Origin of the sequence: Rhodococcus sp. P-2, from assembly GCF_016598535.1 — a bacterium.
In the GTDB taxonomy this organism is placed as follows: Bacteria; Actinomycetota; Actinomycetes; order Mycobacteriales; family Mycobacteriaceae; genus Rhodococcus_F; species Rhodococcus_F baikonurensis.
The window spans coordinates 1140401-1163817 of sequence record NZ_CP066779.1 but is presented as its reverse complement, the minus strand read 5'-3'; the positions used below and the strand labels follow the sequence as shown (position 1 = coordinate 1163817).

Genomic DNA, 23417 nt, shown 5'->3' with positions numbered 1-23417 from the left:
CAACCGCCGCCCGAGTCCCTAACGAGGGTTCAGCCATGAACACTTTTGTCACTTTCACGATCCTGGGCCTGGTCCTGGGGTCGGTGTACGCGATCGCCGCCTCCGGGTTGGTGCTCACGTACAACACGTCAGGCATCTTCAACTTCGCGCACGGTGCACAGGCAATGCTCGGTGCGTTCATCTACTGGCAGTTGCGCTACGGCTGGGAACTTCCCACCGTCGTCGCCTTGCTGATTTCACTGGTCCTCGTCGGGCCACTGATGGGTCTCGGGCTCTACGTCCTGATCATGAAGGGCCTGCGCGATACTGCCGAGGTCACCAAAATCGTTGTGACGGTCTCGATCCTGCTCGGGATGCTCTCGATTTCGCATTGGTTCTGGCATCCCGAGACCGCCCGAACGATGCAGATGTTCTTCGGGGACCAGTCCAAGATCACGGTGTTCGGAGCGAGCATCCGCTACCACGAGTTGATCTGCATCCTCGTTGCGATCGCAATCGCAGTCGGCCTGCGGGTTCTTTTCACACGCACCCGCGCCGGTGTTGCGATGCGCGGCGTCGTCGACGATCCGGAACTACTGCGCCTCAACGGCCACAACCCGGAGCGTCTCGCGGCACTGTCCTGGGCGATGGGTTCGACGCTCGCAGTGCTCGCCGGCATCCTGATCACCCCGATCAGCGGCGGCACACTCGAGGCGAACATGTTGACGCTCTTGGTGATCGACGCGTTTGCCGCGGCCATGTTCGGCCGGTTGCGCAGCATTCCGCGCACGTTTGTCGGCGCCGTGGTTCTCGGCCTTGCCGGTACGTACGTGTTGGCGTACTTCCCGACCAGTTGGAGTTGGACATCGAACTTCCGTGTCTCCCTGCCGATGATCGCGCTGTTCGTCGTACTCATCGTCCTACCTCAGGACCGGCTTCGCGGTGCGGTCACTCGTACCCGTGAGCGCTACCACGTGCCGAGCGTGCGCAAGGCCGTCGTCTGGGGCGTGGCGCTGATCGTCATCGTGTACCTGATCCGTCTGCTGATGGTGACGTCCGCCGTCACAACACTGACCATCGGAATGACGTTCGCGATCATCGCGCTCTCGCTCACACTCCTCACCGGCTACGCGGGTGAGTTGAACTTGGCGCCGGTATCTTTCGGTGCTATCGCCACCATCGTGGCCTTTCACTTCGGGATCTCCGGTTCCGGGTTGGCTGCGCACCTCAACCTGTGGGGCATCGTCGTCGGAGTCCTGGTCACCGCAGTCATCGGCGGCCTCGTCGCCCTGCCGGCGCTGCGGCTGAGAGGGCTGTATCTTGCGCTTGCAACCATGGCCTTCGGAGTGTTCCTCTCCAACATGGTTCTTCGTGACACCACCGAACACGAGATGTTCGGCATGAAGTACTCGCTGTTCAAGGACGGCAACATCGCCCTCCCGCCGCTGAAAATCGGCCCGCTCGATCTGAGCAACGAGACGGTGTTCCTGATGACCGTGACCGCCCTGTTCTCGGTACTCGGCGTCGGCGTCATCGCGTTGCGTAACAGCGGTTACGGGCGCCGACTCGCTGCGATGAAGGACAGCCCGGCCGGTTCGGCCATGCTCGGCCAGAGCCTGGTTCGGCTCAAGCTGAGCGTCTTCATGATCTCTTCGGGGATCGCCGGACTTGGCGGCATTCTGATGTCGAGTGCGATGGGTTCGGTCTCGGGTGAGAGCTTTGCCATCATGGTCAGCCTCTCGCTGCTCATGCTGACCGTCGTCGCAGGAATCGGATACGTCACCGGCGCACTGTTCGGTGGGCTCATGGCCGGAATCGGTTTTGCCGTCATCATGGTCTCGTTCACCAATCTGGCTTCGGCGCAACCGGAGTTGGAGGGAATGTGGCTGCTCTTCGGCAACATCGCCGCGGTGAGCCCGGCGCTGATCGGTATCGGTGTCGGCGCGAACCCCAGTGGCACCGTGCACAGCGTGATCGAGGGCTACCGACGGCTCGCCGATGCCAAGCCGGTTCTGATCGGCGGCGGCGCGGTCGTTCTGCTGACCTACGTCCTTGCTCTGACCGGCGTTTTGGGCAACTGGTGGTTCGCGTCCATCACGATCGCAGTGGTGTTCATGCTGCCGGTGATCGGTGAGATGGTGATGCCCCGTGCGGTTCTCACCACGGAAGAACTGGCCGCCAAGGCAACAGTCGTCCCCGAGGACGTCGGGATCGACGTCCCGTACAGCCCCGAGATCCGTGACGAGATCGACCGCGAACTGAGGCTTCCTCAGTACCAGGGCAGCTCGCGGAAGGAGTTGACCGCCCATGTCTGATGCACCACTACTCGAAACACGCGGTGTGAGTGTTCGTTTCGGCGGGCACGTCGCGGTCAAGGACGTTTCGCTCACCGTGCAACCCGGAACCGTGACCGGACTGATCGGACCGAACGGCGCCGGCAAAACGACGCTCTTCAACACCATCACCGGGCTGCAGAAACCCACCTCCGGTCAGGTGTTTCTCGGCGGCGTCGACGTGACGAAGCTGCCACCGCACAAGCGGGCAGGTCGCGGGCTGGCACGTACATTCCAGCGGCTCGAACTGTTCGTCTCGCTGTCGGTGCGTGACAACCTGCGCGTCGCCGGCGACATCCACAAGGCGAACGGCCGCAACAAGATCGACGTGGACAGCGAGACAGATCGTCTGCTGGAGCTGACCGGGCTGACGGATGTCGCGGACAAGGACGTCGCAGACATCCCCACCGGACGCGCTCGCGTCGTCGAAGTTGCGCGAGCCCTCATGACCGACCCGCGAGTGCTTCTGCTCGACGAACCGGCCTCGGGTCAGACCGAGCAGGAAACCGAGGTCTTTGCCGAGATGCTCACCGAACTGGCAGCGGGGGGACTCGGAATCTGTCTGGTCGAGCACGACATTCCACTGGTGATGAAGGTGTGCTCGACCATCCACGTACTGGACTACGGCGCAGTCCTCGCCTCGGGTGATCCGGAGAAGATCCGGACGGATCCGGAAGTGATCGCGGCCTACATCGGGACCGAGGAGGAGGCAGTATGACCTCAGCGAAAATTGGCGAGGCGAAAATCGGCGAGGGATTACGCGGCGCCGACCGCCCCGAACCGCTGCTCGAACTCTCCGGTGTCCGTGCCGGTTACGGATCCATCGAGGTTCTGCACGGGGTCGATCTGGTTCTCGAACCCGGCGCCGTGGTGGCGCTACTCGGACCCAACGGTGGTGGTAAGACGTCGACGCTCAAGATCTGCTCGGGTGTCCTTCCGGTCACCCGCGGCGAGTTCCGGCTCGCGGGCCAGGTCGTGAACGGCGTCGAGCCTTCGGAGTTGGCTCGGCTGGGGGTCTGCTCCATCCCCGAGGGACGCGGGATCTTCGCCAACCTCACTGTGCGGGAAAATCTGTGGATCGCGACCGGAACGGGCGTCGGCTTGGCCGAACTCGAAGAGGTTGCGTACGGCAGGTTCCCGATCCTGGGGGAGCGGCGTGGTCAGTTGGCGGGATCGATGTCCGGTGGCGAGCAGCAGATGCTGGCGCTGTCTCGGGCACTCGGCACTCACCCGACGGTGCTCCTGCTCGACGAGCTGTCGATGGGTCTCGCACCTCGAATCGTCTCGCAGATGTACGACGTCGTCGGCTCGCTTGCAGCCGAAGGCATTTCCATTCTGGTTGCCGAGCAGTTCGCACGAGCGGTGCTCCCCATCGCGACCTCGGCCGCACTGATGTTGCAGGGACGCGTCGTGAAGACCGGCGATCCACACGACATCGAAAACGAACTTTCTACCAGTTATCTAGGAGGATGACGATGACTACTCTCGCCGAAGATCGCCGTGAGGAATTCAAGAAGAACATCGCAGAGTTGAAGCTGGACAAGAAGCAGGCAGGCGGCGACGCGGCGACGCGCATCGCAGGCCTGGTGCTCATGGTCGTCGGAGTGGTCGGCGCCTTCGTCGTCTACATCTCTTCGCTGACGCTCTCGGACCTACGGGATCTGGTGTCGTACCAGATTCTCACGGTGGTTTTCCTCGCCCTGACAGTGGTCGGTGCTGCGCTCTTCCTGGCCGCATCGGTGGCAAAGGTGCTGAGGCTGTGGTTGGTTCGCCAACTGCTCGAGGGCCAGGCCCAGACAGATCAGATCTCGCAGGCGCTGAGCACGCGCAACTGATCTCTGCGAAGAACCGACAGATGCCCGCCACGGAAGTTCGTGGCGGGCATCTGTCGCTGCTCGACTATTCCGCCGGCGGCCGGGAATCTTTTCGGATCGGATGATCCTCGGGAATCTGCACCATCACGATCGGCGTCCCGTCGGGGTCGGCGATCCACATCTCGTGCAGACCCCACGGTTCCTGCCTCGCCTCGCGGGCGATCTTGACTCCGGCGAGAACCAGTTCGGTCTGCACCGCAGTGAGATCACGGACCTGGAGCCAGATCGCGCCGCGAAACCCACCCTCGCCGGTGCCACCGTGGGCGGCGACTTCGATCAGCCCTTGGCCGGCGAAGAAGACTGTGCCGCCGGGGTATTCACGAGCGATCGCCAGACCGAGGGTGTCTCGGTAGAAGCTCAGCGTTCGTTCGTACTCGCTCGGGCGCAATATGGTACGGCTACTCAGAATCTCCACGTCCGGCCTCCCGTCTCACACCTACTGTCTCAGAAGTACCAGGGATATGGTGACCAGTCGGGGTCACGCTTTTCGAGGAACGAGTCGCGACCCTCGACGGCCTCGTCGGTCATGTACGCCAAACGTGTTGCCTCACCGGCGAACAGCTGCTGACCGACCAATCCGTCGTCCTGCAGGTTGAATGCGTACTTGAGCATCCTCTGCGCCTGCGGCGACTTGCCGTTGATCTTGCCGGCCCAGTCGATCGCGACGTTCTCGAGTTCCGCGTGGTCGACAACCTTGTTGACGGCGCCCATCTGATGCATTTCCTCGGCGGTGTACGTCTCACCCAGGAAGAAGATCTCGCGGGCGAACTTCTGGCCCACCATCTTTGCCAGGTAGGCGCTGCCGTATCCGCCGTCGAAGCTTCCGACGTCGGCGTCGGTCTGCTTGAAGCGCGCATGCTCGCGGCTGGCGAGCGTCAGGTCGCACACCACGTGCAGGCTGTGGCCGCCGCCCGCAGCCCAGCCGTTGACCAGACAGATGACTACCTTCGGCATGAAGCGGATCAGTCGCTGGACCTCGAGGATGTGCAGGCGTCCGGCGCGTGCTTTGTCGACGGTGTCCGCCGTCTCACCTTCGGCGTACTGGTAACCGCTGCGACCACGGATGCGCTGGTCTCCGCCGGAGCAGAACGCCCAGCCGCCGTCCTTCTCGCTCGGTCCGTTGCCGGTGAGGAGCACTGCGCCTACGTCGGAGGTCATACGTGCGTGATCGAGGGCCCGGTACAACTCGTCGACGGTGTGCGGGCGGAACGCATTACGTACTTCCGGTCGGTCGAAGGCGACGCGAACGGTGCCTTGGCTGACGTGCCGGTGGTACGTGATGTCGGTGAGGTTCTCGAATCCGGGGACAGGGCGCCAGAGCTGCGGGTTGAAGGTCACCTGAGCCACGATAGAGGCAAGCGTCGCGCGTCTAACGGATACCTGAGGTAGAACACGTTCCCGGGCGCGCTAACGTGCAGGTCATGAGCGAACAAACCGCAGATGGCACGGAGATCGTCACAGACGGTGAGAACCGGGGCGGATTTCCGCGGTTCCGGCACACTCCCGCAGGTCCGGACTTCGGGCGTTTCGTCGAGGCTATGCGCAGGTTGCAGGACCTTGCGGTCTCGACCAACGTTCCCGACGACGTACTCGCTGACATCGCCACGCAAGCCGAAGAGCTTGCCGATCGGCTGACGCCGTACGAGGTGCCGGAGGGCAAGTCACCCGCGGGCTCGAACATCCAACTGCCCGGACGCGGCAGCCTCCTCATGCTCCCGTGGATGGTCGAGAAGTTCGACACCGAAGGAGTCCGCAGTACCGGCGTCTTCCGCCGCTACCACCTGGGTGGCAACGGCGCCGCTCACGGCGGTGTACTGCCCCTGTTGTTCGACGACATCTTCGGGATGACGGTCCACGCGGGTGGCCGTCCGATCTCCCGGACCGGTTACCTCCACATCAACTACCGCGCGATCACTCCGCTCAACACGCAACTGGTGATCGAAGGGAAGGTGGATCGGGTCGAGGGGCGCAAGACCTTCGTCAGCGCGCGCCTGACCGACCTCGACGGCAAGCTCCTCGCCGACGGTGATGCGCTCATGATCGAACTGCTTCCAGGACAGCCCTGACATGTTCCCCTCGTTCGACGATCTGATCGCGGACGCCGTGGTGCTCGCGCTGCCGATGCGAGTTCGCTTTCGCGGCATCACGACTCGTGAGGCTCTGCTCGTTCGTGGCCCGGCCGGGTGGGGAGAATTCGCCCCCTTCGTCGAGTACGACGACGGCGAGGCGTCGCAGTGGTTGCTCGCCGGGATCGAGGCGGCGTGGCTGGGGCCACCACCTGCGCTTCGTCCGGCAGTGCCAGTCAACGCCACCGTTCCGGCGATCGACGCGTCTGCCGTTCCGCAATTGTTGGAGCGTTTCCCCGGGGCCCGGACCGCCAAGGTCAAGGTCGCCGAGAAGGGACAGACGTTGGCGCAGGACGTCGCCCGGGTGAACGAGGTGCGTCGGCACATCCCGAACGTGCGCGTCGACGCCAACGGCGGTTGGAGCGTGGACGAGGCGATCACGGCTTTGCGTGCCGTCACCGAAGACGGTGAACTCGAATACGCCGAGCAACCGTGTGCAAGCGTCGAGGAACTGGTCAGGGTCCGCGCGGCGGGGACCGGTGTGCGGATCGCTGCCGACGAGAGCATTCGCCGTGCCGAGGACCCGCTGCGTGTCGTACGAGCCGGGGGAGCGGACGTCGCCGTCGTGAAGGTGCCGCCGCTGGGCGGGATGCGTGCTGTGGTGGCGCTGTCGGCGCAGCTGGCGGACTACGGGGTACCTGTGGTGGTCTCGAGTGCGCTGGACACGGCTGTGGGGATGTCCGCGGGACTGGCGGCCGCGGCGGCCTTGCCCTCGCTTCCGTTTGCCTGTGGACTCGGCACGGGTGGCTTGTTCGTCCGGGATGTCGCGGTCACCGAAGCAGCCGCCGACGGCGCTTTGTCCGTTGGTGCCGTCGAGCCTGATCCGGTTCTGCTCGAGACGTTGGCGGCGCCCGCCGACCGGCGCGACTGGTGGTTGGAGCGCGCCAGGCGCTGCCATCGGATACTCGGCAGTAGAGACCAGCCGAATTTCGTATAGTCTCGGGCGCGACCTGATGAACATCAGTGAAGAATGAAGGGATCGAAAGTGGTTGCAGCTCTGAACGAAACCCTGCTCGAGGAATCACGGGTTCCCGCGGTCGTCGCGGACGTGCAGACCTTGATCGACGCAGAGGTTTCGGATAAGTCGGGGGCCTCAGGGCTGGCTCTCAAGGGTGGCTACGGCGCGGTCAAGAAGGTGAGCCCGTCCATCGTGCCGGACGCCGTCACCGCGCTTCTGCCGGCTTTCGTGGCAAAGCTCGAGCCGTACTGGCAGGAATTCTCGGCTTCCGGTGAAGGCAGCTTCGCCGATTTCATCAGTGCCCGCGGCGACGCGGTCGCCGATTCCCTCCTCGAGGTGACGGACGAGCGCATCGAGGGTAGTGACAAGGCTGTCGTCAAGTCGATGTACTCGAAGCTGCGCGGTTCGGCCAAGAAGCATGTGACTGCAGCTCTGCCGCGTCTGGGCGATGTGATCCAGAAGCACGCTGCATAAGCGAACGTAAAACGACGAGTGGCCTGGGAGTTTCTCCCGGGCCACTCGTCGTTGTCGGTGCTTTTGTCAGTGAGCCGAATGTCCGTGACGCCAGAAACCGGTGAAGGTGATGTCGGTTTTGGCGAACTTTCGGTCGTTCACGAGATGTCGACGCAGCCCTGTGGTGAGAGCCTGTTCGCCGGCGACAAACGTGTACGACGGCCCCTCGGGCAGCTCGGCAGCGCGGACGGTTTCGAGCGTGAGAACACCCGGCGTCGCATGTTCGTCCTCGCGAACGAGCCAGTGAACGTTGACGTTCGCCAGCTCCGGAATGTCTTGCTTGTCTTCGATGTTCGGAATCTCGACGAAGACCTCGGCACGCAGATCTGCTGGCGCGGTTTCCAGAATGCCGATGATCGCTGGGAGCGCACTCTCGTCGCCGACGAGCAGTTGCCACTTGGCCTCGGGTGTGGGGTTGTAGATGCAGCCTTCGTCCAGCAGCGCGACCTTGTCGCCGGCCGACGCGGTGTCCGCCCACGCGGATGCCGGACCGATGTCGCCGTGGTAGGCGAAGTCGATGTCGATCTCCGTGGTCTCGCCGAAGAGGCCTGCTCCGGCAGCACGGTAGGCGCGAATCGTGTAGTTGCGCACGACGGGTCGCGTGTCCTTGGACATCAACAGGTACTGCGCGTACCAGAGATTGCTTGCCGCGCTCGGCAATCGGAGTTCACTCTGGCCGACCTGTGGGATGAACATGCGGAACCACTGATCGGCACCCATCGGTGCGATGGTGGACAGTTCTTCGCCGGCGATGGTCACTCGGATGAAGCTGGGGCTTATACGTTTGTTCGCCACGACCTGCGCCGACACGATGCTGCGTGAGGCCGGTTTCACGAACTTGGCGCGCTTGGCCATGACTGGTTGCTCCCTGATTATCTGTTACTCGTACCTAATCAGGTAACCCTAACCTGATTTAGGGTCGCTGTGGAGTGGTGGGTCTGTCCTTTTCGACGACTTCGGGCGGAAGACCCCATTGCGCTCGGCCGAGTCGGCTCATCGGTGCGATTGCCGCGAAGTCCGGTAGCCCGTCGTCGGCGACGGCCTCGGGACGTACTGCGACCGCGACCACGTTTCCCATCACGACAAAGGAATTACCGACCTCGATGACCTGGTGGAGCGTGCATTCGATGGCGATCGGGGAGTCGGCGACCCGGACGGGGCGAACCCGCTCGCTCGGCTCGCTGTGAATGTTCAACTCGAGAAATTCGTCGGCCTCGGCGTCGTAGAAGGCGGAACTCTCGTTCACCACGTCGGCGAGCGCGGCGGTCGCCAGGTTGATCACGAATTCGCCGGTCGCTTCGATGTTGCGCAGACTGTCCTTGCGTCCGACCGACGTGAACTGCACGATCGGCGGCGCCGAACTGGCCACGGTGAAGAAGCTGTACGGAGCCAGATTGCCGACGCCGTCGGCCGACACCGTGGACACCCACGCAATCGGCCGGGGAACCACCGAAGCGGTGAGTAACTGATAGAACCGGCGGGGTTCGAGCTCGGCTGGATCGAAGAGTGTGCGCACCCACACATAATGCCGCTCCTTGCTGCCCCTCGGCACGCCTGCACCTGAACATCTGACACTCTTGAAGGCGTGAATCCGTCCACTGCACAAGCCACAGCCGTCGTCGACGAACTGGTTCGTGGTGGCGTGCGTGAAGTCGTGCTGTGTCCAGGCTCTCGCAACGCGCCCCTCGCATTTGCCCTCCAGGCTGCCGATCTCGACGGCCGGTTGCGTCTGCACATGCGGATCGACGAGCGGACGGCCGGCTTTCTGGCACTCGGACTGGCAATCGCCGGTAAACGCCCGGTCCCCATCGTGATGACCTCCGGGACCGCCGTCGCGAATCTCGGACCTGCGGTCCTCGAGGCCAACTACGCCCGAGTGCCCTTGGTGGTCCTGAGCGCTAACCGGCCGTACGAGATGCTCGGCACCGGAGCCAACCAGACCGTCGAGCAACTCGGGCTCTTCGGCAGTCAAGTCCGCGCAACCATCAGCCTGGGCTTGGCCGAGGACGATTCGACGCAGAACAGCCAATGGCGCTCGGCGGTTTGCCGGGTCCTCGCCGCTGCCCGCGGAACCCGATCCGGAAACGCGGGTCCGGTGCATTTCGACATCCCACTCCGTGAGCCGCTGGTGCCGGACGTGCACGTCCAGGGACCGGTTCCGGAAGGCCGTCCCGGCGGTGCAGCCTGGACCACCACCCAGAACGCGACGCTCGATGTTCCGGTCGATCTGGACCTCACCGCAGATACGGTGGTCATTTCCGGACACGGCAGCGCACTTCGACCCGAGCTGGCCGGCCTGCCGACGGTGGCCGAGCCGACGGCTCCGATGCACGGGATCGCACTGCATCCACTCGCGCTCTCGCAACTCAAGCCCAAGCAGGCGATCATCACCGGCCGCCCGACGTTGCATCGTCAGGTCTCGAAGGTGCTGGCCGACCCGAGCGTCGACGTCTATGCGCTGACAACCGGGCCGCGCTGGCCCGACGTGTCCGGCAACGTACTCGCCACCGGAACCAGGGCAGTGGTCACCGGGACGCCCGATCCCGCCTGGATTGCTCGCTGCGCCGCGCTGACCGAACACGCCGAAACTGCCGTCCGCAAACAACTCGACGCCCACCCCAAGGCCACCGGCCTACACGTGGCAGCTGCTGTGATGGATGCTCTCGCGGACGGCGACCAGCTTCTGCTCGGCGCATCCAACCCTGTTCGCGATGCGGCACTCGTGAGCTATCCCAAGCCCGCCGTGCGGGTGCTGTCGAATCGCGGCGTCGCAGGTATCGACGGCACCGTCTCGGCGGCGGTCGGTGCCGCATTGGCGTACGAGGGCGGACGGACCGTCGCTCTCATGGGCGACCTGACCTTCCTGCACGACGCGTCCGGGCTGCTGATCGGGACCGGTGAGCCGAGGCCGAGCGACCTCACCATCGTCGTAGCCAACGACGACGGCGGCGGTATCTTCGAGCTCCTCGAACAAGGCGACCCGCAGTACGCCGGCGTCTTCGAGCGAGTGTTCGGAACACCCCACGGCATGGACCTCGCTGCGCTGTGCGCCGCCTACCGCGTGCCGCACGCAGCGGTCACCGTCGACGCCCTGGCAACGACGCTCGCGCAACCGGCCAACGGCATTCGGGTTCTCGAGGTCGCGACGGATCGCAGTGGACTGCGCGAACTCCACGCTTCCGTGCGGGCACAGCTGTGACGCAAACGGTTCTGCGTCGCCTCCGCATCGGCGTACTGGTGGTTGCGGTAGGCATTTCGGTGCTCGCGGTGATCCTGGTTCTCGGCGCCTGGCGCAACGATCGGACCATCGAATCGAACATGGGGACCGCAACCGCCGAGGTGCTCTCGGCGGGCTCGCTACGGTCGGCGATCAGCTTCGTGACTCCGGACGGCGCGAATCACAACCCTGAACTGGGCGTGCTCTATCCCACCAATCTGACTGTGGGACAACGTATCGAAGTCGAGTACTCCAAGGTCGACCCCGATTTGGTCCGGGTAGCGGGACGCAACGCGACGGTGGCGCTGATCCCGGCCGGATCCGTGATCGTCGTGACATGGCTCCTGGCAGGACCGTCGATCTGGTACCTGCGCAAGCGGGAAGCGCAGGCGGCAGGTTCGGCGCCGGTCGCCTCGAGTTAGTTCGCGCTTCGCCCGAACTTCACACGAACATGACGTGGACTTTTCCTGGCCCTGTCACCGTTCTCGATGTGAGAGTAGCCATCGTTGCGGAGTCATTCCTGCCCAACATGAACGGCGTCACCAACTCGGTACTACGCGTGCTCGAACACCTCGATCGCACTGGCCACGACGCCATGGTCATTGCGCCAGACACCGTCGGATCCGACACCTCTGCCGCCACCGAACACGACGGCGTGCAGGTAGTTCGGGTGCCGGCCGTCATGGTTCCCAAAGTCAGTTCACTTCCCGTCGGTCTGCCGCAACCACGCCTGACCACAGCCGTGCGGACCTTCGCGCCCGACGTCGTCCATCTGGCATCGCCGTTCCTGCTCGGCGCCGGGGGAGTGGCCGTCGCCAAGAGGCTCGGGATCCCCACCGTCGCGGTGTACCAAACCGATGTCGCCGGATTTGCCGAAAGCTACGGGCTCGGCGTCACGAGCCGCGCCGCGTGGGCGTGGACCCGTCGAATCCACAAGAGCTGCAACAGGACCCTCGCGCCCTCCACGTCGGCAGTCGACGCGCTCGAAGAGCACGGCATTCCGCGCGTGCACCGATGGGCCCGGGGCGTCGACGCACAACGATTCGCACCTTCGCGTCGTAGCTCGGTGTTGCGGCAGTCCTGGATCGGCGACAGCGACCGGTTGGTGGTCGGCTTCGTCGGTCGCCTCGCGCCCGAAAAGCACGTCGAGCGACTGGCCGTGCTGGCCGCCGATCCCAGCGTGCAGATCGTCGTCGTCGGTGACGGCCCGGACCGGCAGAATCTGCAGCGACTGATGCCAGACGCGATCTTCACCGGACAACTCGGCGGTACCGACCTGGCCGATGCGTACGCGAGCCTGGACGTATTCGTTCACCCCGGCGAGCACGAGACCTTCTGCCAGGCGGTCCAGGAAGCTCTCGCCAGCGGTGTCCCCGTCGTCGGACCGGACGCCGGCGGCCCGCGTGACCTGATCTCGCATTGCCGCAACGGCTACCTCCTGCCGACCGACAGGTTCACCGAACTCCTGCCAAGCGCCGTCGACGCACTTCGTCAGCGGGATCTGCGGGTGCAGTTCGGCTCCGCGGCAAGGCGCTCGGTGCTGCACCGGACCTGGCCGGCAATCTGCGAAGAGTTGCTCCGCCACTACGAGGACGTGCAGGGCCTCGGGCGGCGAACGGGTGCCAGAGCAGCCTGAACGCCCTCGCTGCCCGAGGGTTGGTAGCGTTTCGGGTGTGGCCACTACACACGGAACCCGAGCAACTCTCGAGAAGCAACCGCACGAAGTCGCGTCGATGTTCGACGACGTCGCGGAGCGATACGACCTCACCAACACCGTGCTGTCCTTCGGCCAGGACAAGGGTTGGCGCAAGGCCACCCGCGAAGCCCTCGACCTCAAGCCGGGCGAGAAGGTACTCGACCTCGCCGCCGGAACCGGTGTCTCGACCGTCGAACTGGGACGCTCCGGTGCGTGGTGCGTCGCCACCGACTTCTCCAAGGGAATGCTGAAGGCCGGAATCTCTCGCAAGGTCCCGATGGTCGCAGGTGACGCGATGTACCTGCCCTATGCCGACAACGTCTTCGATGCCGCGACGATCTCCTTCGGCCTGCGCAACGTCTCCGACTTCGAGGCCGGACTGCGTGAGATCGCCCGCGTCACCAAGCCGGGCGGTCGTCTCGTCGTCAGCGAGTTCTCGACGCCCGTCTTCGGACCCTTCCGCACGGTCTACATGGAATACCTCATGAAGGCGCTCCCGCGGGTCGCACGCACTGTCAGCAGTAACCCCGATGCCTACGTCTACCTCGCCGAATCGATCCGTGCCTGGCCGACCCAGGAAGAGTTGGCCCGCAAGATCGAGGCGGCCGGGTGGAAGAACGTCAAGTGGCGCAACCTCACCGGCGGCATCGTGGCGCTGCATTACGCAACTGCCTGAACCTGCTGTGCGCCTTTATTAACCCCCGGCGGTTAATAAAGGCGCACAGCACTTGCTCAACCGAACAGCGGTCGGGAGTCGATCTTTCTCGACGCGGCCCCCGACGCGCGCCAGGCCTTCGCCGTCAGATCGGCGTCGGCATCGGTGACGAGGTTCCCCATGACCCGCACGGCGACCGTCATCAGCGCCCGTGAGCGCATCGCGATCGGACCCGACGCCGGCAGGAACTGCGGAACCGTCAGCAGGCCTGCGAGCCGGCGCGCGACCGAGAACGCCTGCCCGTAATGCTCCCGAAGCACGCTCGGCCACAGCTGCGTCAGATCGTCGGCGCCGAGCTGTTCGACCACCAAACGTCCGCCTTCGAGGCCGTAGTCGATGCCCTCACCGTTGAGCGGGTTCACGCACGCCGCGGCGTCACCGATCACGGCCCAGTTGCGTCCCGCGATGTTCGAAACTGCTCCACCCATGGGTAGCAAAGCCGAAGCGACGGAATGTATTTCGCTGCTCCACTGCCACTCGCCTCGGCGCTGATCGGTGTAGAGATCGAGCAAGGGTCGCAGGGCACCTGGTGCCGGACGCTTCGACGTCGCCAGTGTCCCGACGCCGATGTTCACCTCGCCGGTGCCGAGCGGGAAGATCCAGCCGTACCCCGCCTGCAACGTGCCCTCGCCGTCCCGCAGTTCCAGATGCGAGGTGATCCACGGATCGGCGCTGCGCGGCGTCGCGACATACGCGCGTGCCGCGACGCCGTACGCGGTCTCCCGGTGCCACTGCCGTCCCAGCTTCTTGCCGAGCGTCGAGCGAACGCCGTCGGCGATGATCAGCGTCCGACAACGAAGGGTGCTGCGTCCCGAGGGGCCGGCTAGTACGACGGCGGCAACTCGATCACCGTCGAGTTCGACGTCCACTGCTTTGGTGCCCTCGACCATGACCGCGCCGGATTCGACTGCGCACCGGCGAATGGCGTCGTCGAGTTCGGTGCGGGGGATGGCACTGCCGATCGGCGGGAACGACTTCCCCGGCCACTCGAGTTCGAGTTCTTGTCCGAAACCGGACAATCGCAGGCCCTTGTTCGTCGTATGTGACCGAACCCACTCACCCAGGCCGAGGAGATCCAGTTCCGCTACGGCGCGCGGAGTGAGTCCATCACCACAAGTCTTGTCTCGCGGGAACACGGCAGCGTCCACGAGGACGACGTCTCGGCCGCTGCGGGCGGCCCATGCAGCGGCCGAAGAACCCGCGGGACCTGCACCGATGACCACAATGTCGGTTTCGGTCGGAAGCGAATCGACGACGGGGGACTGCTCTTCTACGGACACACTCACATCTTCCCAGGCTCGCGATCGCCACCGTGGCGAGGCCGTCCCGAGTGCGAACCGCTAGGTTCACTACCGTGGGAACCGAGCCGTCACTGACGACAGGAATGGGTACTGACATCGTGAGCACCGAAAAGACTGCTGCCGACGCAACCGCATCGAGCACCGTCGTTGCAGGCATCGACCTCGGCGACGAACAGCTCGCCGCAGTAGTGCGTGGTGGACTCTCCGATGTCGAGGAGTTGTTGGTCAGCGAGCTGTCCGACGGAGAAGACTTCCTCACCGAGGCAGCGCTGCACCTCGCGCGCGCCGGGGGAAAGCGCTTCCGTCCGTTGTTCACGATCCTGACCGCGCAGCTCGGACCGGTGCCGAACGATCCGTCGATCATCACCGCAGCGACCGTCACCGAACTCGTTCACCTCGCAACGCTCTATCACGACGACGTCATGGACGAGGCGTCCATGCGGCGCGGGGCACCCAGCGCAAACGCCCGCTGGGGAAACAGCGTGGCGATCCTGGCCGGCGACTACCTGTTCGCACACGCATCACGCCTGGTGTCGACGCTCGGACCCGAAGCCGTTCGGATCATCGCCGAAACCTTCGCCGAACTGGTCACCGGCCAGATGCGCGAGACGATCGGCGTCAAGAAGGAGCAGGATCCGGTCGAGCATTACCTGAAGGTCGTGTGGGAGAAGACCGGTTCGCTGATCGCTGCCTCGGGACGATTCGGCGGTACCTTCTCCGGCGCCGACGCAGCCCACATCGAGCGCCTCGAGCGCCTGGGTGACGCCGTCGGCACCGCGTTCCAGATCTCCGACGACATCATCGACATCTCGTCCGTGTCGGCGCAGTCCGGCAAGACACCGGGCACCGACCTGCGCGAGGGCGTGCACACCCTGCCTGTTCTGTACGCGTTCCGCGAAGAAGGAGCCGACGCAGATCGCCTGCGGGAGCTGCTCGCGGGCCCGGTCACCGAAGACGCACTGGTAGAAGAGGCACTCGAACTGCTCGAGCGTTCGCCGGGCATGGTCAAGGCAAAGGCAAAGCTCGGCGAGTACGCCGTCGCGGCAAAGGCTCAGTTGGCCGAACTGCCCCAGGGGCCGGCGAACGAAGCACTGGTGCGTCTCGTGGACTACACGATCGAACGAGTCGGCTGACACTCGACGAATCGGGGTTCCCGGGTGGAAACCCCGATAGTCCCTGGGGTGAATCCCTGACGACCCTGGGTGGGAACCCTGATGACCCTGTCCTTCGTTGACTGAACAGACCCGGTGCACACGCCGGGCAGTTCGGGTGAGCCTTCGGCTCCGGCGAGGCAAGAGGTGAGCAGTTTGCACGGCTACGCGAACGGTGCGAAGACATTCGGGTTGTTGGTGGGGATGTCGGCGCTGATCGTCTTCATCGGCTCACTGTTCAACAGCCCGTTCCTTCTGTGGGGATCCGTTCTGTTTGCCGTCGGCATGAATGCCTACGTCTACTTCAACAGCGACAAACTGGCGCTCCGATCGATGCGCGCGCAGCCCATCACCGAGGTCGAGGCACCGGCGATCTACCGGATCGTGCGCGAACTCGCCACGACAGCGCACCAACCGATGCCTCGGCTGTACATCAGTCCCACGAACGCCCCGAACGCGTTTGCCACCGGTCGTAGCCCTCGCCACGCCGCGGTATGCGTGACCAGCGGCATTATGCAGATTCTGAACGAACGCGAATTGCGGGCCGTGCTCGGGCACGAACTCTCCCACGTCTACAACCGGGACATACTGATTTCGTCCGTTGCCGGCGCGATGGCCAGCGTCATCTCGGGTCTGGCCAACTTCGCTATGTACGCGAGCATCTTCGGTGGCCGAGGGAACGGGCAGGGAAGTAATCCGATCGCGCTGCTGCTCGTCTCCCTATTGGGACCGATCGCGGCAACCGTGGTCAAGCTGGCCGTCTCGCGCTCTCGCGAGTATCAGGCCGATCAATCGGGAGCCGAGCTCACCGGTGACCCGTTGGCGTTGGCGTCGGCGCTACGGAAGCTCGAGTCGGGCGTCGCGGCCGCGCCGTTGCCGCCCGAACCGAAGCTCGCCGCGCAGTCTCACCTGATGATTGCCAACCCCTTCAGAGCGGGGGACAAGGTGAGCAAGCTGTTCTCCACGCATCCGCCCATGGCGGACCGGATCGAGCGTTTGGAGAAGATGGCCGGGATGTAGGGCCTTCGGCCCCTGTGCGCGGTTAGGCAGTCCCAGGACTCCTTAACCGCGCACGGGGGCGCAGCCCCTACTACCGGTAGTTCACGAACTGCAGGGCGATCCCGAAGTCCTCACCCTTGAGCAGGGAGATGACGCCCTGGAGGTCGTCGCGCTTCTTGCTGCTCACACGAAGCTCTTCACCCTGGATCTGCGCCTTGACGCCCTTGGGGCCCTCGTCGCGGATCTTCTTGGTGATCTTCTTCGCGTTCTCGCTGCTGATGCCCTGGACCAAGGTTCCGGACAGCTTGTAGATCTTTCCGGACTGCGCCGGCTCGCCGGCATCGAATGCCTTCAGCGAGATGTCACGACGGATCAACTTCTCCTTGAACACGTCGAGGGCGGCCAGCAGTCGCTCCTCGGTGTCGGCGTTCAACGTGATCGTCTCTTCACCAGACCACTCGATCGACGCTCCCGTGTTTCGGAAGTCGAAACGCGTGGTCAACTCCTTGGCAGCCTGATGTAGGGCGTTGTCCACCTCTTGACGGTCAACCTTGCTCACCACGTCGAAGGACGAATCAGCCACTTCACACTCCCGCTTTCCGGTAGTTCACGAACATCGAGTTCCGTCCACCTTCCATACCGGTGGACACCTCGACGTTATCGGGTCGGCACCGCCCGTTACCACCCGGTTTGCAAAATGGGGGTGTGTTCGTTGTATTCTTCTCACCGCACCGAGGAAGCCGTTTTCGGCCGCCGCACGTCGCGATATACTTGCGAATGCGCCGGATCGAAGCCTGGTGCAAGCACGGCAGATTGCCCGAGCGGCCAATGGGAGCGGACTGTAAATCCGTCGGCTTATGCCTACGTAGGTTCGAATCCTACATCTGCCACCCCAAGTCAGCCCCGATTCTCTTCACGAGAGTCGGGGCTGACTTTTTTTGTGCGTGTTCCGAGGTCGGGCGTGACGCCGACGCCGACGCCGGCCGCGGCTCAGGGGCGCCGGGGGAGGGTTTCGGGGGAGTACAGGGTCAAGCGGGTTCCCGTAAAGCCCTCGCCAGCGGCCCCGATCGGTGCAACAATGGGCTCCGGCACCATTTTTGCCCCGATGACCAGCGGATTTGGTGCTGGCGCTCGTTCGTGTGTAATCTTTCGGAGGCTTCAAGAGAGCGGCAACGCACTCCTGAGCCACGCCCCCTTAGCTCAGTCGGTAGAGCGTTTCCATGGTAAGGAAAAGGTCAACGGTTCGATTCCGTTAGGGGGCTCGCTGGATTGTGGTGCCGTGCTTTCCGCGCGACACTCGACACCGAGGCGGTGTAGCTCAGTTGGTAGAGCAAACGACTCATAATCGTTGCGTCGCCGGTTCAAGTCCGGTCACCGCTACACAATATGCATGATCCACCCTGATTGCTCGTAATCAGATACACCCGAAAGAAGGCATCCCGTGGCCTCCTCGACCGACGTTCGGCCCAAGATCACCTTGGCCTGCGAGGTATGCAAGCACCGCAACTACATCACCAAGAAGAATCGGCGCAACGACCCCGATCGCCTGGAGCTCAAGAAGTTTTGCCCCAACTGCGGAACCCACCAGTCGCATCGCGAGTCGAAGTAGTAAGTCCTTAACAGGACGACGATTTTCGCGGAAGACCCTCTCTGGGCCTGCGTCTTCGGGTCCTAGCTAGAAGAGAGTCTCACCGCGTGACAGATTTGCAAGAGAACCAGGCAGCGGCCGAGGTCCCCACGGACCCGGCCGCTCATGCCGTCCAGATGGTCGGTCACCACTATCGTGTCGAAGACTTCTACGAGGTCGGACGCGAGAAGGTGCGCGAGTTCGCTCGCGCCGTCCAGGACGCTCATCCCGCGCACTACGACGAGTCGGCAGCCAAAGGCCTCGGATACGACGGCCTGATCGCTCCCATCACGTTCGTCGCCATCGTGGGTGCCATTGCTCAGCGACGTCTGTTCGAAGAGATCGTCACAGGCTACGACCTGAGTCAGATTCTTCAGACCGATCAGCGACTGGTGCTGCACAAGCCCATGCAGGTCGGTGACCGACTCTTCTGCGACGTTTTCCTGGATTCGTTCAGGCAGGCCGCAGGTAGCGACATCATCGTGACCAAGAACATCATCACCGATCAGAACGACGAAGCAGTTGTCACCACGTGGACGACGCTCGTTGCTCGTACGGGTGGGGAAGTGGACGAGAACATCGCCCACGCAGTCAAGGACGTGATGATGCATGTCGCTTCGTAAATTTTCCGACGTCAGTGTCGGCGAACTTCTCCCCGAGAAGTCCGTCACCCTGACGCGTGGAAACCTCGCCAACTACGCGGGTGTTTCGGGAGATCCCAATCCGATTCACTTCAGTGACGAGGTCGCACGACTTGCCGGCTTGCCGGACGTCGTCGCGCACGGCATGCTCTCCATGGGCATCGGTGCCGGCTACGTCACCGAATGGCTGGGAGATCCGGGCGCAGTGACCGAGTACAACGTACGGTTCACGAGCCCGGTGATCGTGGCAGCCGACAAGGCGGCCGAGATCGAGTTCACCGCCAAGGTGAAGTCGGTCGACGAAGAAAGCAAGACCGCAGTACTGGCAATCGTGGCCAAGTCCGAAGGTAAGAAAATCTTCGGTCGGGCCACCGCCACGGTCCGTCTAGCCTGATCGCAGGGCGGATTGTGTTTGTTCCGGGGCTTTGAAGTACACTGAGATTTCTGGGATTCCTCAGCGCTGCGCGCTGCCCTGAATGTTGCAAGACATTCACCTCGGGTAGCGCGTATGTTGTGTGATCGCAGAACGGTTGATTCAGGCAGGGTCTACCTGTCGAGGTCAACCAAAGGGGCGTAGCTCAACTGGCAGAGCAGCGGTCTCCAAAACCGCAGGTTGCAGGTTCAAGTCCTGTCGCCCCTGCCCCCGGATGCCAGCGACTGAGAGGAACGACGTGAGCGAGGAGCGCGCCAAGCGCGACGCCGACACTTCGGATGCGGAGACTTCAACGTCTGCCGATTCGACCGGTGTCGACGACACTGCAGCTGACGCGACTACGCGTTCCGATCTGTCGCTGGACAAGGACGGCGCCGAGAAGGCACCCTCCGCACCTAGTGGGGTTTCCAACAAGCCGACCGGCAAGCGCGCTGCACGCGGCGCCTCGGTCAGTGCGTCCACCGTGAAGACTCCGGCCCGGACGGCATCCCGGACATCTTCGGCCAAGCCGACTGCAACGAACCCAGGCAAGAAGCCCAAGGCGAAGAAAGACAACATCTTCAAGCGCCTGCGCAAGTTCTTCCGCGAGGTCATCGCAGAACTCCGTAAGGTCATCTGGCCGAACCGCAAGCAGATGATCACCTACACCAGCGTCGTGCTGACGTTCGTGGTCTTCATGGTCGCTTTCATCAGCGGCGTCGATATCGCTGTGATCAAGGGTGTCACCTGGCTGTTCGGCTGATCGCCGTAGCAGCCGGGCGTCTTTGCCTGCGAGCGCGACAAGACCCGACCCGGGTCCGAGTAACGAGAGGAAGCGAGTGCCCCAGTGAGCACCCCCGAGAACGACACGAATGAGGCTTTGGCCGAAGAGCGTGTTTCTGCCGAGGCGGCAGCCGAAGTAGACGTCGTGGTTGCCGAAGGCACCGATGTGGACGTTGCCGAAGGCACCGACGCAGACGCTGCAGCGACCGAGGACGTCATCTCCGACGATGCCGAGAACTCCGACGAGGCCGCTCCCGCCGCCGAGCTCGAGGTCGAGGATCCCGTTGCCGAACTCAAGGCTGCGCTTCGTCGCGCCCCGGGCGACTGGTACGTCATCCACTCGTACGCCGGTTACGAGAACAAGGTCAAGACCAACCTCGAGACTCGCGTTCAGAACCTCGACGTCGGTGACTACATCTTCCAGGTGGAAGTTCCCACCGAAGAGGTCACCGAGATCAAGAACGGCCAGCGCAAGCAGGTCAACCGCAAGGTTCTGCCCGGATACATCCTCGTTCGCATGGAGCTCAACGACGAGTCGTGGGGCGCCGTGCGCAACACGCCTGGCGTCACCGGTTTTGTCGGTGCCACGTCGCGTCCCTCGCCGCTGACCCTCAACGAGGTCGTCAAGTTCCTGCTCCCGCAGCAGGAGCAGAAGAAGCAGCAGGCTGCAGCGGCCGCCGTCGCAGCAGGCGAGGCACCGTCCGAGTCCTTCGGCAAGCCCCTCATCGAGGTCGACTTCGAGGTCGGCGAGTCGGTCACCGTCATGGATGGCCCGTTCGCAACCCTTCCGGCCAGCATCAGCGAGGTCAACGGCGAGCAGCAAAAGCTCAAGGTTCTCGTGTCGATCTTCGGTCGTGAAACCCCGGTTGAGCTCAACTTCAACCAGGTCGCGAAGATCTGACCACCCCAAAACTTGCAATTTGTTCGACGCAAGACACACACCCAAGCTAGAAACTAGGAACTAGAGATGCCCCCAAAGAAGAAGAAGCTCGCCGGGCTCATCAAGCTGCAGATCCAGGCAGGTCAGGCTAACCCTGCACCTCCCGTGGGTCCCGCGCTCGGTCAGCACGGCGTGAACATCATGGAGTTCTGCAAGGCCTACAACGCGGCGACTGAGTCCCAGCGCGGCAACGTTGTGCCGGTCGAGATCTCGGTCTACGAAGACCGGACCTTCGATTTCAAGCTGAAGACCCCTCCCGCCGCCAAGCTGCTCCTCAAGGCAGCCGGCGTCGCCAAGGGCTCCGGCGAACCGCACAAGACCAAGGTCGCCTCGGTGACCATGGATCAGGTGCGCGAAATCGCGAAGACCAAGGCTGAAGACCTCAATGCCAATGACATCGAGCAGGCCGCGAAGATCATCGCCGGCACCGCTCGTTCCATGGGCATCACGGTCCAGGGCTAGTAGTCCGCTCCACAGCATTACGTGGGAGGGCCGGCCAGGCCCCGACCACAACTGAACCATTCACCACTGCACAGGTAATTCGCTGCAGTGATAAGTAAGGACAGAACAAATGGCAAAGCGCAGCAAGGCGTACCTCGCCGCCGCTGAGAAGATCGACGCAGACAAGCTCTACAGCCCGCTTCAGGCTGCAAAGCTCGCCAAGGAGACGTCGTCCACCAAGATGGATGCAACCGTTGAGGTTGCAGTTCGTCTGGGCGTCGACCCCCGTAAGGCTGACCAGATGGTCCGCGGAACGGTCAACCTGCCCCACGGCACCGGTAAGACCGCTCGCGTCATCGTGTTCGCTGTTGGCGAGAAGGCAGCAGAAGCCGAGGCTGCAGGCGCTGACGTAGTCGGTGCAGAAGACCTGATCGAGCGCATCCAGGGTGGATGGGTCGATTTCGACGCCGCAATCGCGACTCCTGATCAGATGGCCAAGGTCGGCCGCATCGCCCGTGTCCTCGGACCGCGTGGCCTGATGCCGAACCCGAAGACGGGCACCGTCACGGCGGATGTCACCAAGGCTGTCAACGACATCAAGGGCGGAAAGATCAACTTCCGCGTCGACAAGCAGGCCAACCTGCACTTCGTCATCGGCAAGGCATCGTTCGACGATGAGAAGCTGGTGGAGAACTACGGCGCAGCCCTGGACGAGATCCTGCGTGCGAAGCCCTCGTCGGCCAAGGGACGCTACGTGAAGAAGATCACGGTCTCGACCACCACCGGTCCGGGCATCCCGGTGGATCCGAACCGTACTCGCAACCTCCTCGAGGATGCTGCAGACGCGTAAGCAGTCCGCATACGAACAAGAAGGCCGGCAGGGATCAACTCCCTGCCGGCCTTCTTGTCTGTTTCGGGAGGGAGTGATCCCTGCCGGTGGTATCGGTCCAACGGTGGCATCATCGGGGTATGCACGAAGCGTTCCAGTTCCTCGGAAACTTTTGGTGGCTGATCTTCGTTTTCGGCGGCACCATCGGTGGGGCGCTGAAAGGTGTCGCGGTTGCCAACGAAAGGCGGATCGAGCGCCGGCAAGAGCGCTTCCGGCTCGAGCAGCAGACCAAGGTCGCCATCGCGCAGGCCAACGCACAACATCACGCCGACGAAGAAACACAGCGCCGAGAGCTGGCGAAGGTAATCGAGCAGCACGATGCGGTCGACGCCCGATGGTTCTCATACGAGCTCGATCCGGTCACACTGCTCGACACCCCGATGTTGACGGACATGCGTGAGCCTTTGACGGCCGATTTTCATCGAGCCAAATATCGTGCCGATCTGCTCCGTCCAGGCAACCCGGAGACGATGATCGGCAATCAGCAGGCACAAACCGAGTATCGCGAGGCGGTGCACGCGTACTCGATCGCCTTCGAGATCGCGGAAGCGGAGGCGAAGCGTCGCCGACGGAGCGGATTCACCCTCGACGAACAAGAGCGCCTGGTACGGGCGCAGCGTCTGCTGCGACTGGCCATGGACGAGGGCGCGACGCCACAGGAACGTCAGAGTGCGTATCGGAAGGCCCACAAGGAACTCGATGGGCTGCTGGTGTTGCCGGACCGAGCTCGGGCAGAGATCGAACACAAGATCGCCAGGGCTATAGGCGCGTGACGAACCCGATTTGGTTTTGCAGCGAGCAGTCAGGTAGTCTTCGACGCGG

Annotated in this window: 27 protein-coding genes and 4 tRNA genes; 25 read left to right on the top strand and 6 right to left on the bottom strand. The window is 63.5% G+C overall.

The features are described 5' to 3' along the window. Positions 1-35 precede the first annotated feature (35 nt). From I7X09_RS05400 to I7X09_RS05385, 4 genes are read left to right on the top strand one after another with little or no spacing between them, the layout of a single operon-like run. A complete protein-coding gene (locus I7X09_RS05400) occupies positions 36-2294 on the top strand; it encodes an ABC transporter permease (protein ID WP_200315927.1) in 2259 nt (752 codons plus the stop codon). After that, positions 2287-3030 carry an ABC transporter ATP-binding protein gene (locus tag I7X09_RS05395; protein WP_020968954.1) on the top strand — a complete coding sequence of 248 codons (744 nt, stop codon included), beginning with the start codon at positions 2287-2289 and terminating at the stop codon, positions 3028-3030. Before I7X09_RS05400 ends, I7X09_RS05395 begins: the two co-directional genes overlap by 8 nt. Beyond that, complete coding sequence (locus tag I7X09_RS05390; protein ID WP_234036802.1) at positions 3027-3785, top strand: ABC transporter ATP-binding protein; 759 nt, start codon at positions 3027-3029, stop codon at positions 3783-3785. Before I7X09_RS05395 ends, I7X09_RS05390 begins: the two co-directional genes overlap by 4 nt. A gap of 2 nt (positions 3786-3787) precedes the next feature. Next, complete coding sequence (locus tag I7X09_RS05385; RefSeq protein ID WP_003942018.1) at positions 3788-4147, top strand: hypothetical protein; 360 nt, start codon at positions 3788-3790, stop codon at positions 4145-4147. A 64-nt stretch (positions 4148-4211) separates the two neighbouring features. Here the strand turns inward: I7X09_RS05385 and I7X09_RS05380 are convergent, their stop codons facing one another. Together I7X09_RS05380 and I7X09_RS05375 are read right to left on the bottom strand one after the other, a co-directional pair. Continuing rightward, positions 4212-4601, bottom strand: coding sequence for a VOC family protein (locus tag I7X09_RS05380; protein WP_095970345.1), 390 nt, complete (start codon positions 4599-4601; stop codon positions 4212-4214). A 29-nt stretch (positions 4602-4630) separates the two neighbouring features. Then, positions 4631-5524 (bottom strand): 1,4-dihydroxy-2-naphthoyl-CoA synthase, encoded by an 894-nt coding sequence (locus tag I7X09_RS05375; protein WP_024487301.1) that lies wholly within the window; start codon positions 5522-5524, stop codon positions 4631-4633. 83 nt (positions 5525-5607) lie between these two features. Between I7X09_RS05375 and I7X09_RS05370 the strand changes: the two genes are divergently transcribed. Genes I7X09_RS05370 through I7X09_RS05360 form a run of 3 tightly spaced genes read left to right on the top strand, consistent with a single transcriptional unit; the run spans position 5608 to position 7744 of the window. After that, positions 5608-6252: a PaaI family thioesterase gene (locus I7X09_RS05370; protein WP_095970475.1), complete on the top strand. Its 645-nt coding sequence runs from the start codon at positions 5608-5610 to the stop codon at positions 6250-6252. A 1-nt stretch (position 6253) separates the two neighbouring features. Continuing rightward, positions 6254-7249, top strand: a complete 996-nt coding sequence (locus I7X09_RS05365; protein WP_166811192.1) for an o-succinylbenzoate synthase — start codon at positions 6254-6256, stop codon at positions 7247-7249. A 48-nt stretch (positions 7250-7297) separates the two neighbouring features. Beyond that, the gene (locus tag I7X09_RS05360; RefSeq protein ID WP_003941973.1) at positions 7298-7744 is read left to right on the top strand and encodes a DUF6918 family protein; all 447 of its coding nucleotides are present in this window, start codon (positions 7298-7300) and stop codon (positions 7742-7744) included. A gap of 66 nt (positions 7745-7810) precedes the next feature. Here I7X09_RS05360 and I7X09_RS05355 read toward each other — a convergent pair whose 3' ends face one another. Both I7X09_RS05355 and I7X09_RS05350 read right to left on the bottom strand, forming a co-directional pair. Continuing rightward, entirely contained in the window at positions 7811-8638 is an 828-nt protein-coding gene (locus I7X09_RS05355) for a siderophore-interacting protein (RefSeq protein WP_050655828.1), read from the bottom strand. Positions 8639-8696: 58 nt separating this feature from the next. Continuing rightward, positions 8697-9299, bottom strand: a complete 603-nt coding sequence (locus tag I7X09_RS05350; RefSeq protein WP_200315925.1) for a flavin reductase family protein — start codon at positions 9297-9299, stop codon at positions 8697-8699. Between the two features lie 69 nt (positions 9300-9368). Between I7X09_RS05350 and menD the strand changes: the two genes are divergently transcribed. The 4 genes from menD to I7X09_RS05330 all read left to right on the top strand — a co-directional run bounded on the left by menD (position 9369) and on the right by I7X09_RS05330 (position 13372). Beyond that, positions 9369-10982 carry a 2-succinyl-5-enolpyruvyl-6-hydroxy-3-cyclohexene-1-carboxylic-acid synthase gene (menD, locus tag I7X09_RS05345; protein ID WP_060939060.1) on the top strand — a complete coding sequence of 538 codons (1614 nt, stop codon included), beginning with the start codon at positions 9369-9371 and terminating at the stop codon, positions 10980-10982. Next, the gene (locus tag I7X09_RS05340) at positions 10979-11422 is read left to right on the top strand and encodes a DUF3592 domain-containing protein (protein WP_124568219.1); all 444 of its coding nucleotides are present in this window, start codon (positions 10979-10981) and stop codon (positions 11420-11422) included. Before menD ends, I7X09_RS05340 begins: the two co-directional genes overlap by 4 nt. Positions 11423-11490: 68 nt before the next feature. Further along, a complete protein-coding gene (locus tag I7X09_RS05335; RefSeq protein ID WP_200315923.1) occupies positions 11491-12636 on the top strand; it encodes a glycosyltransferase family 4 protein in 1146 nt (381 codons plus the stop codon). Positions 12637-12733: 97 nt separating this feature from the next. Further along, complete coding sequence (locus tag I7X09_RS05330; RefSeq protein ID WP_202426445.1) at positions 12734-13372, top strand: demethylmenaquinone methyltransferase; 639 nt, start codon at positions 12734-12736, stop codon at positions 13370-13372. Between the two features lie 56 nt (positions 13373-13428). Here I7X09_RS05330 and I7X09_RS05325 read toward each other — a convergent pair whose 3' ends face one another. Further along, on the bottom strand, positions 13429-14691 hold the full coding sequence (locus tag I7X09_RS05325) for a geranylgeranyl reductase family protein (protein WP_442800591.1): 1263 nt from the start codon (positions 14689-14691) through the stop codon (positions 13429-13431). Between the two features lie 104 nt (positions 14692-14795). On the opposite strand from I7X09_RS05325, the gene I7X09_RS05320 reads away from it, so the two are divergent. Continuing rightward, a complete protein-coding gene (locus I7X09_RS05320) occupies positions 14796-15845 on the top strand; it encodes a polyprenyl synthetase family protein (protein WP_037129929.1) in 1050 nt (349 codons plus the stop codon). A gap of 174 nt (positions 15846-16019) precedes the next feature. After that, positions 16020-16883, top strand: a complete 864-nt coding sequence (htpX, locus tag I7X09_RS05315; RefSeq protein ID WP_029254860.1) for a zinc metalloprotease HtpX — start codon at positions 16020-16022, stop codon at positions 16881-16883. Positions 16884-16953: 70 nt separating this feature from the next. Here htpX and I7X09_RS05310 read toward each other — a convergent pair whose 3' ends face one another. Beyond that, on the bottom strand, positions 16954-17445 hold the full coding sequence (locus I7X09_RS05310; protein ID WP_003941854.1) for a YajQ family cyclic di-GMP-binding protein: 492 nt from the start codon (positions 17443-17445) through the stop codon (positions 16954-16956). Between the two features lie 224 nt (positions 17446-17669). Here I7X09_RS05310 and I7X09_RS05305 point away from each other — a divergent pair. From I7X09_RS05305 to I7X09_RS05250, 12 genes are all read left to right on the top strand, one after another. Next, positions 17670-17752, top strand: a tRNA-Tyr gene (locus tag I7X09_RS05305). A gap of 299 nt (positions 17753-18051) precedes the next feature. Beyond that, positions 18052-18124 (top strand) — tRNA-Thr (locus I7X09_RS05300). Between the two features lie 45 nt (positions 18125-18169). Next, positions 18170-18242, top strand: a tRNA-Met gene (locus tag I7X09_RS05295). Positions 18243-18303: 61 nt separating this feature from the next. Continuing rightward, positions 18304-18471 (top strand): 50S ribosomal protein L33, encoded by a 168-nt coding sequence (rpmG, locus tag I7X09_RS05290; RefSeq protein WP_003941903.1) that lies wholly within the window; start codon positions 18304-18306, stop codon positions 18469-18471. 86 nt (positions 18472-18557) lie between these two features. Continuing rightward, on the top strand, positions 18558-19112 hold the full coding sequence (gene hadA, locus I7X09_RS05285) for a (3R)-hydroxyacyl-ACP dehydratase subunit HadA (protein WP_019744315.1): 555 nt from the start codon (positions 18558-18560) through the stop codon (positions 19110-19112). Further along, complete coding sequence (gene hadB, locus I7X09_RS05280; protein ID WP_047268906.1) at positions 19099-19524, top strand: (3R)-hydroxyacyl-ACP dehydratase subunit HadB; 426 nt, start codon at positions 19099-19101, stop codon at positions 19522-19524. The genes hadA and hadB overlap by 14 nt, the downstream gene beginning before the upstream one ends. Before the next feature lie 173 nt (positions 19525-19697). Beyond that, positions 19698-19770: transfer RNA gene (locus tag I7X09_RS05275), tRNA-Trp, on the top strand. A gap of 31 nt (positions 19771-19801) precedes the next feature. Beyond that, a complete protein-coding gene (secE, locus tag I7X09_RS05270) occupies positions 19802-20305 on the top strand; it encodes a preprotein translocase subunit SecE (RefSeq protein ID WP_172436548.1) in 504 nt (167 codons plus the stop codon). A gap of 84 nt (positions 20306-20389) precedes the next feature. Beyond that, positions 20390-21226, top strand: coding sequence for a transcription termination/antitermination protein NusG (nusG, locus tag I7X09_RS05265; RefSeq protein ID WP_095970336.1), 837 nt, complete (start codon positions 20390-20392; stop codon positions 21224-21226). Between the two features lie 66 nt (positions 21227-21292). After that, positions 21293-21727, top strand: coding sequence for a 50S ribosomal protein L11 (gene rplK, locus I7X09_RS05260; RefSeq protein WP_003941896.1), 435 nt, complete (start codon positions 21293-21295; stop codon positions 21725-21727). A gap of 109 nt (positions 21728-21836) precedes the next feature. Next, complete coding sequence (rplA, locus tag I7X09_RS05255) at positions 21837-22556, top strand: 50S ribosomal protein L1 (protein ID WP_003941982.1); 720 nt, start codon at positions 21837-21839, stop codon at positions 22554-22556. Positions 22557-22675: 119 nt separating this feature from the next. Next, positions 22676-23368: a hypothetical protein gene (locus I7X09_RS05250; RefSeq protein ID WP_200315919.1), complete on the top strand. Its 693-nt coding sequence runs from the start codon at positions 22676-22678 to the stop codon at positions 23366-23368. The last annotated feature ends 49 nt before the right edge of the window (positions 23369-23417 follow it).

Bases quoted from the DNA above. Each gene is read 5' to 3' on its own strand.
- rplA (WP_003941982.1), top strand. From the start codon at position 21,837: ATGGCAAAGCGCAGCAAGGCGTACCTCGCCGCCGCTGAGAAGATCGAC.
- I7X09_RS05365 (WP_166811192.1), top strand. From the start codon at position 6,254: ATGTTCCCCTCGTTCGACGATCTGATCGCGGACGCCGTGGTGCTCGCG.
- hadB (WP_047268906.1), top strand. From the start codon at position 19,099: ATGTCGCTTCGTAAATTTTCCGACGTCAGTGTCGGCGAACTTCTCCCC.
- I7X09_RS05320 (WP_037129929.1), top strand. From the start codon at position 14,796: ATGGGTACTGACATCGTGAGCACCGAAAAGACTGCTGCCGACGCAACC.
- I7X09_RS05400 (WP_200315927.1), top strand. From the start codon at position 36: ATGAACACTTTTGTCACTTTCACGATCCTGGGCCTGGTCCTGGGGTCG.
- I7X09_RS05370 (WP_095970475.1), top strand. From the start codon at position 5,608: ATGAGCGAACAAACCGCAGATGGCACGGAGATCGTCACAGACGGTGAG.
- I7X09_RS05385 (WP_003942018.1), top strand. From the start codon at position 3,788: ATGACTACTCTCGCCGAAGATCGCCGTGAGGAATTCAAGAAGAACATC.
- I7X09_RS05390 (WP_234036802.1), top strand. From the start codon at position 3,027: ATGACCTCAGCGAAAATTGGCGAGGCGAAAATCGGCGAGGGATTACGC.
- rplK (WP_003941896.1), top strand. From the start codon at position 21,293: ATGCCCCCAAAGAAGAAGAAGCTCGCCGGGCTCATCAAGCTGCAGATC.
- I7X09_RS05330 (WP_202426445.1), top strand. From the start codon at position 12,734: ATGTTCGACGACGTCGCGGAGCGATACGACCTCACCAACACCGTGCTG.
- I7X09_RS05395 (WP_020968954.1), top strand. From the start codon at position 2,287: ATGTCTGATGCACCACTACTCGAAACACGCGGTGTGAGTGTTCGTTTC.
- I7X09_RS05355 (WP_050655828.1), bottom strand. From the start codon at position 8,638: ATGGCCAAGCGCGCCAAGTTCGTGAAACCGGCCTCACGCAGCATCGTG.
- I7X09_RS05250 (WP_200315919.1), top strand. From the start codon at position 22,676: ATGCACGAAGCGTTCCAGTTCCTCGGAAACTTTTGGTGGCTGATCTTC.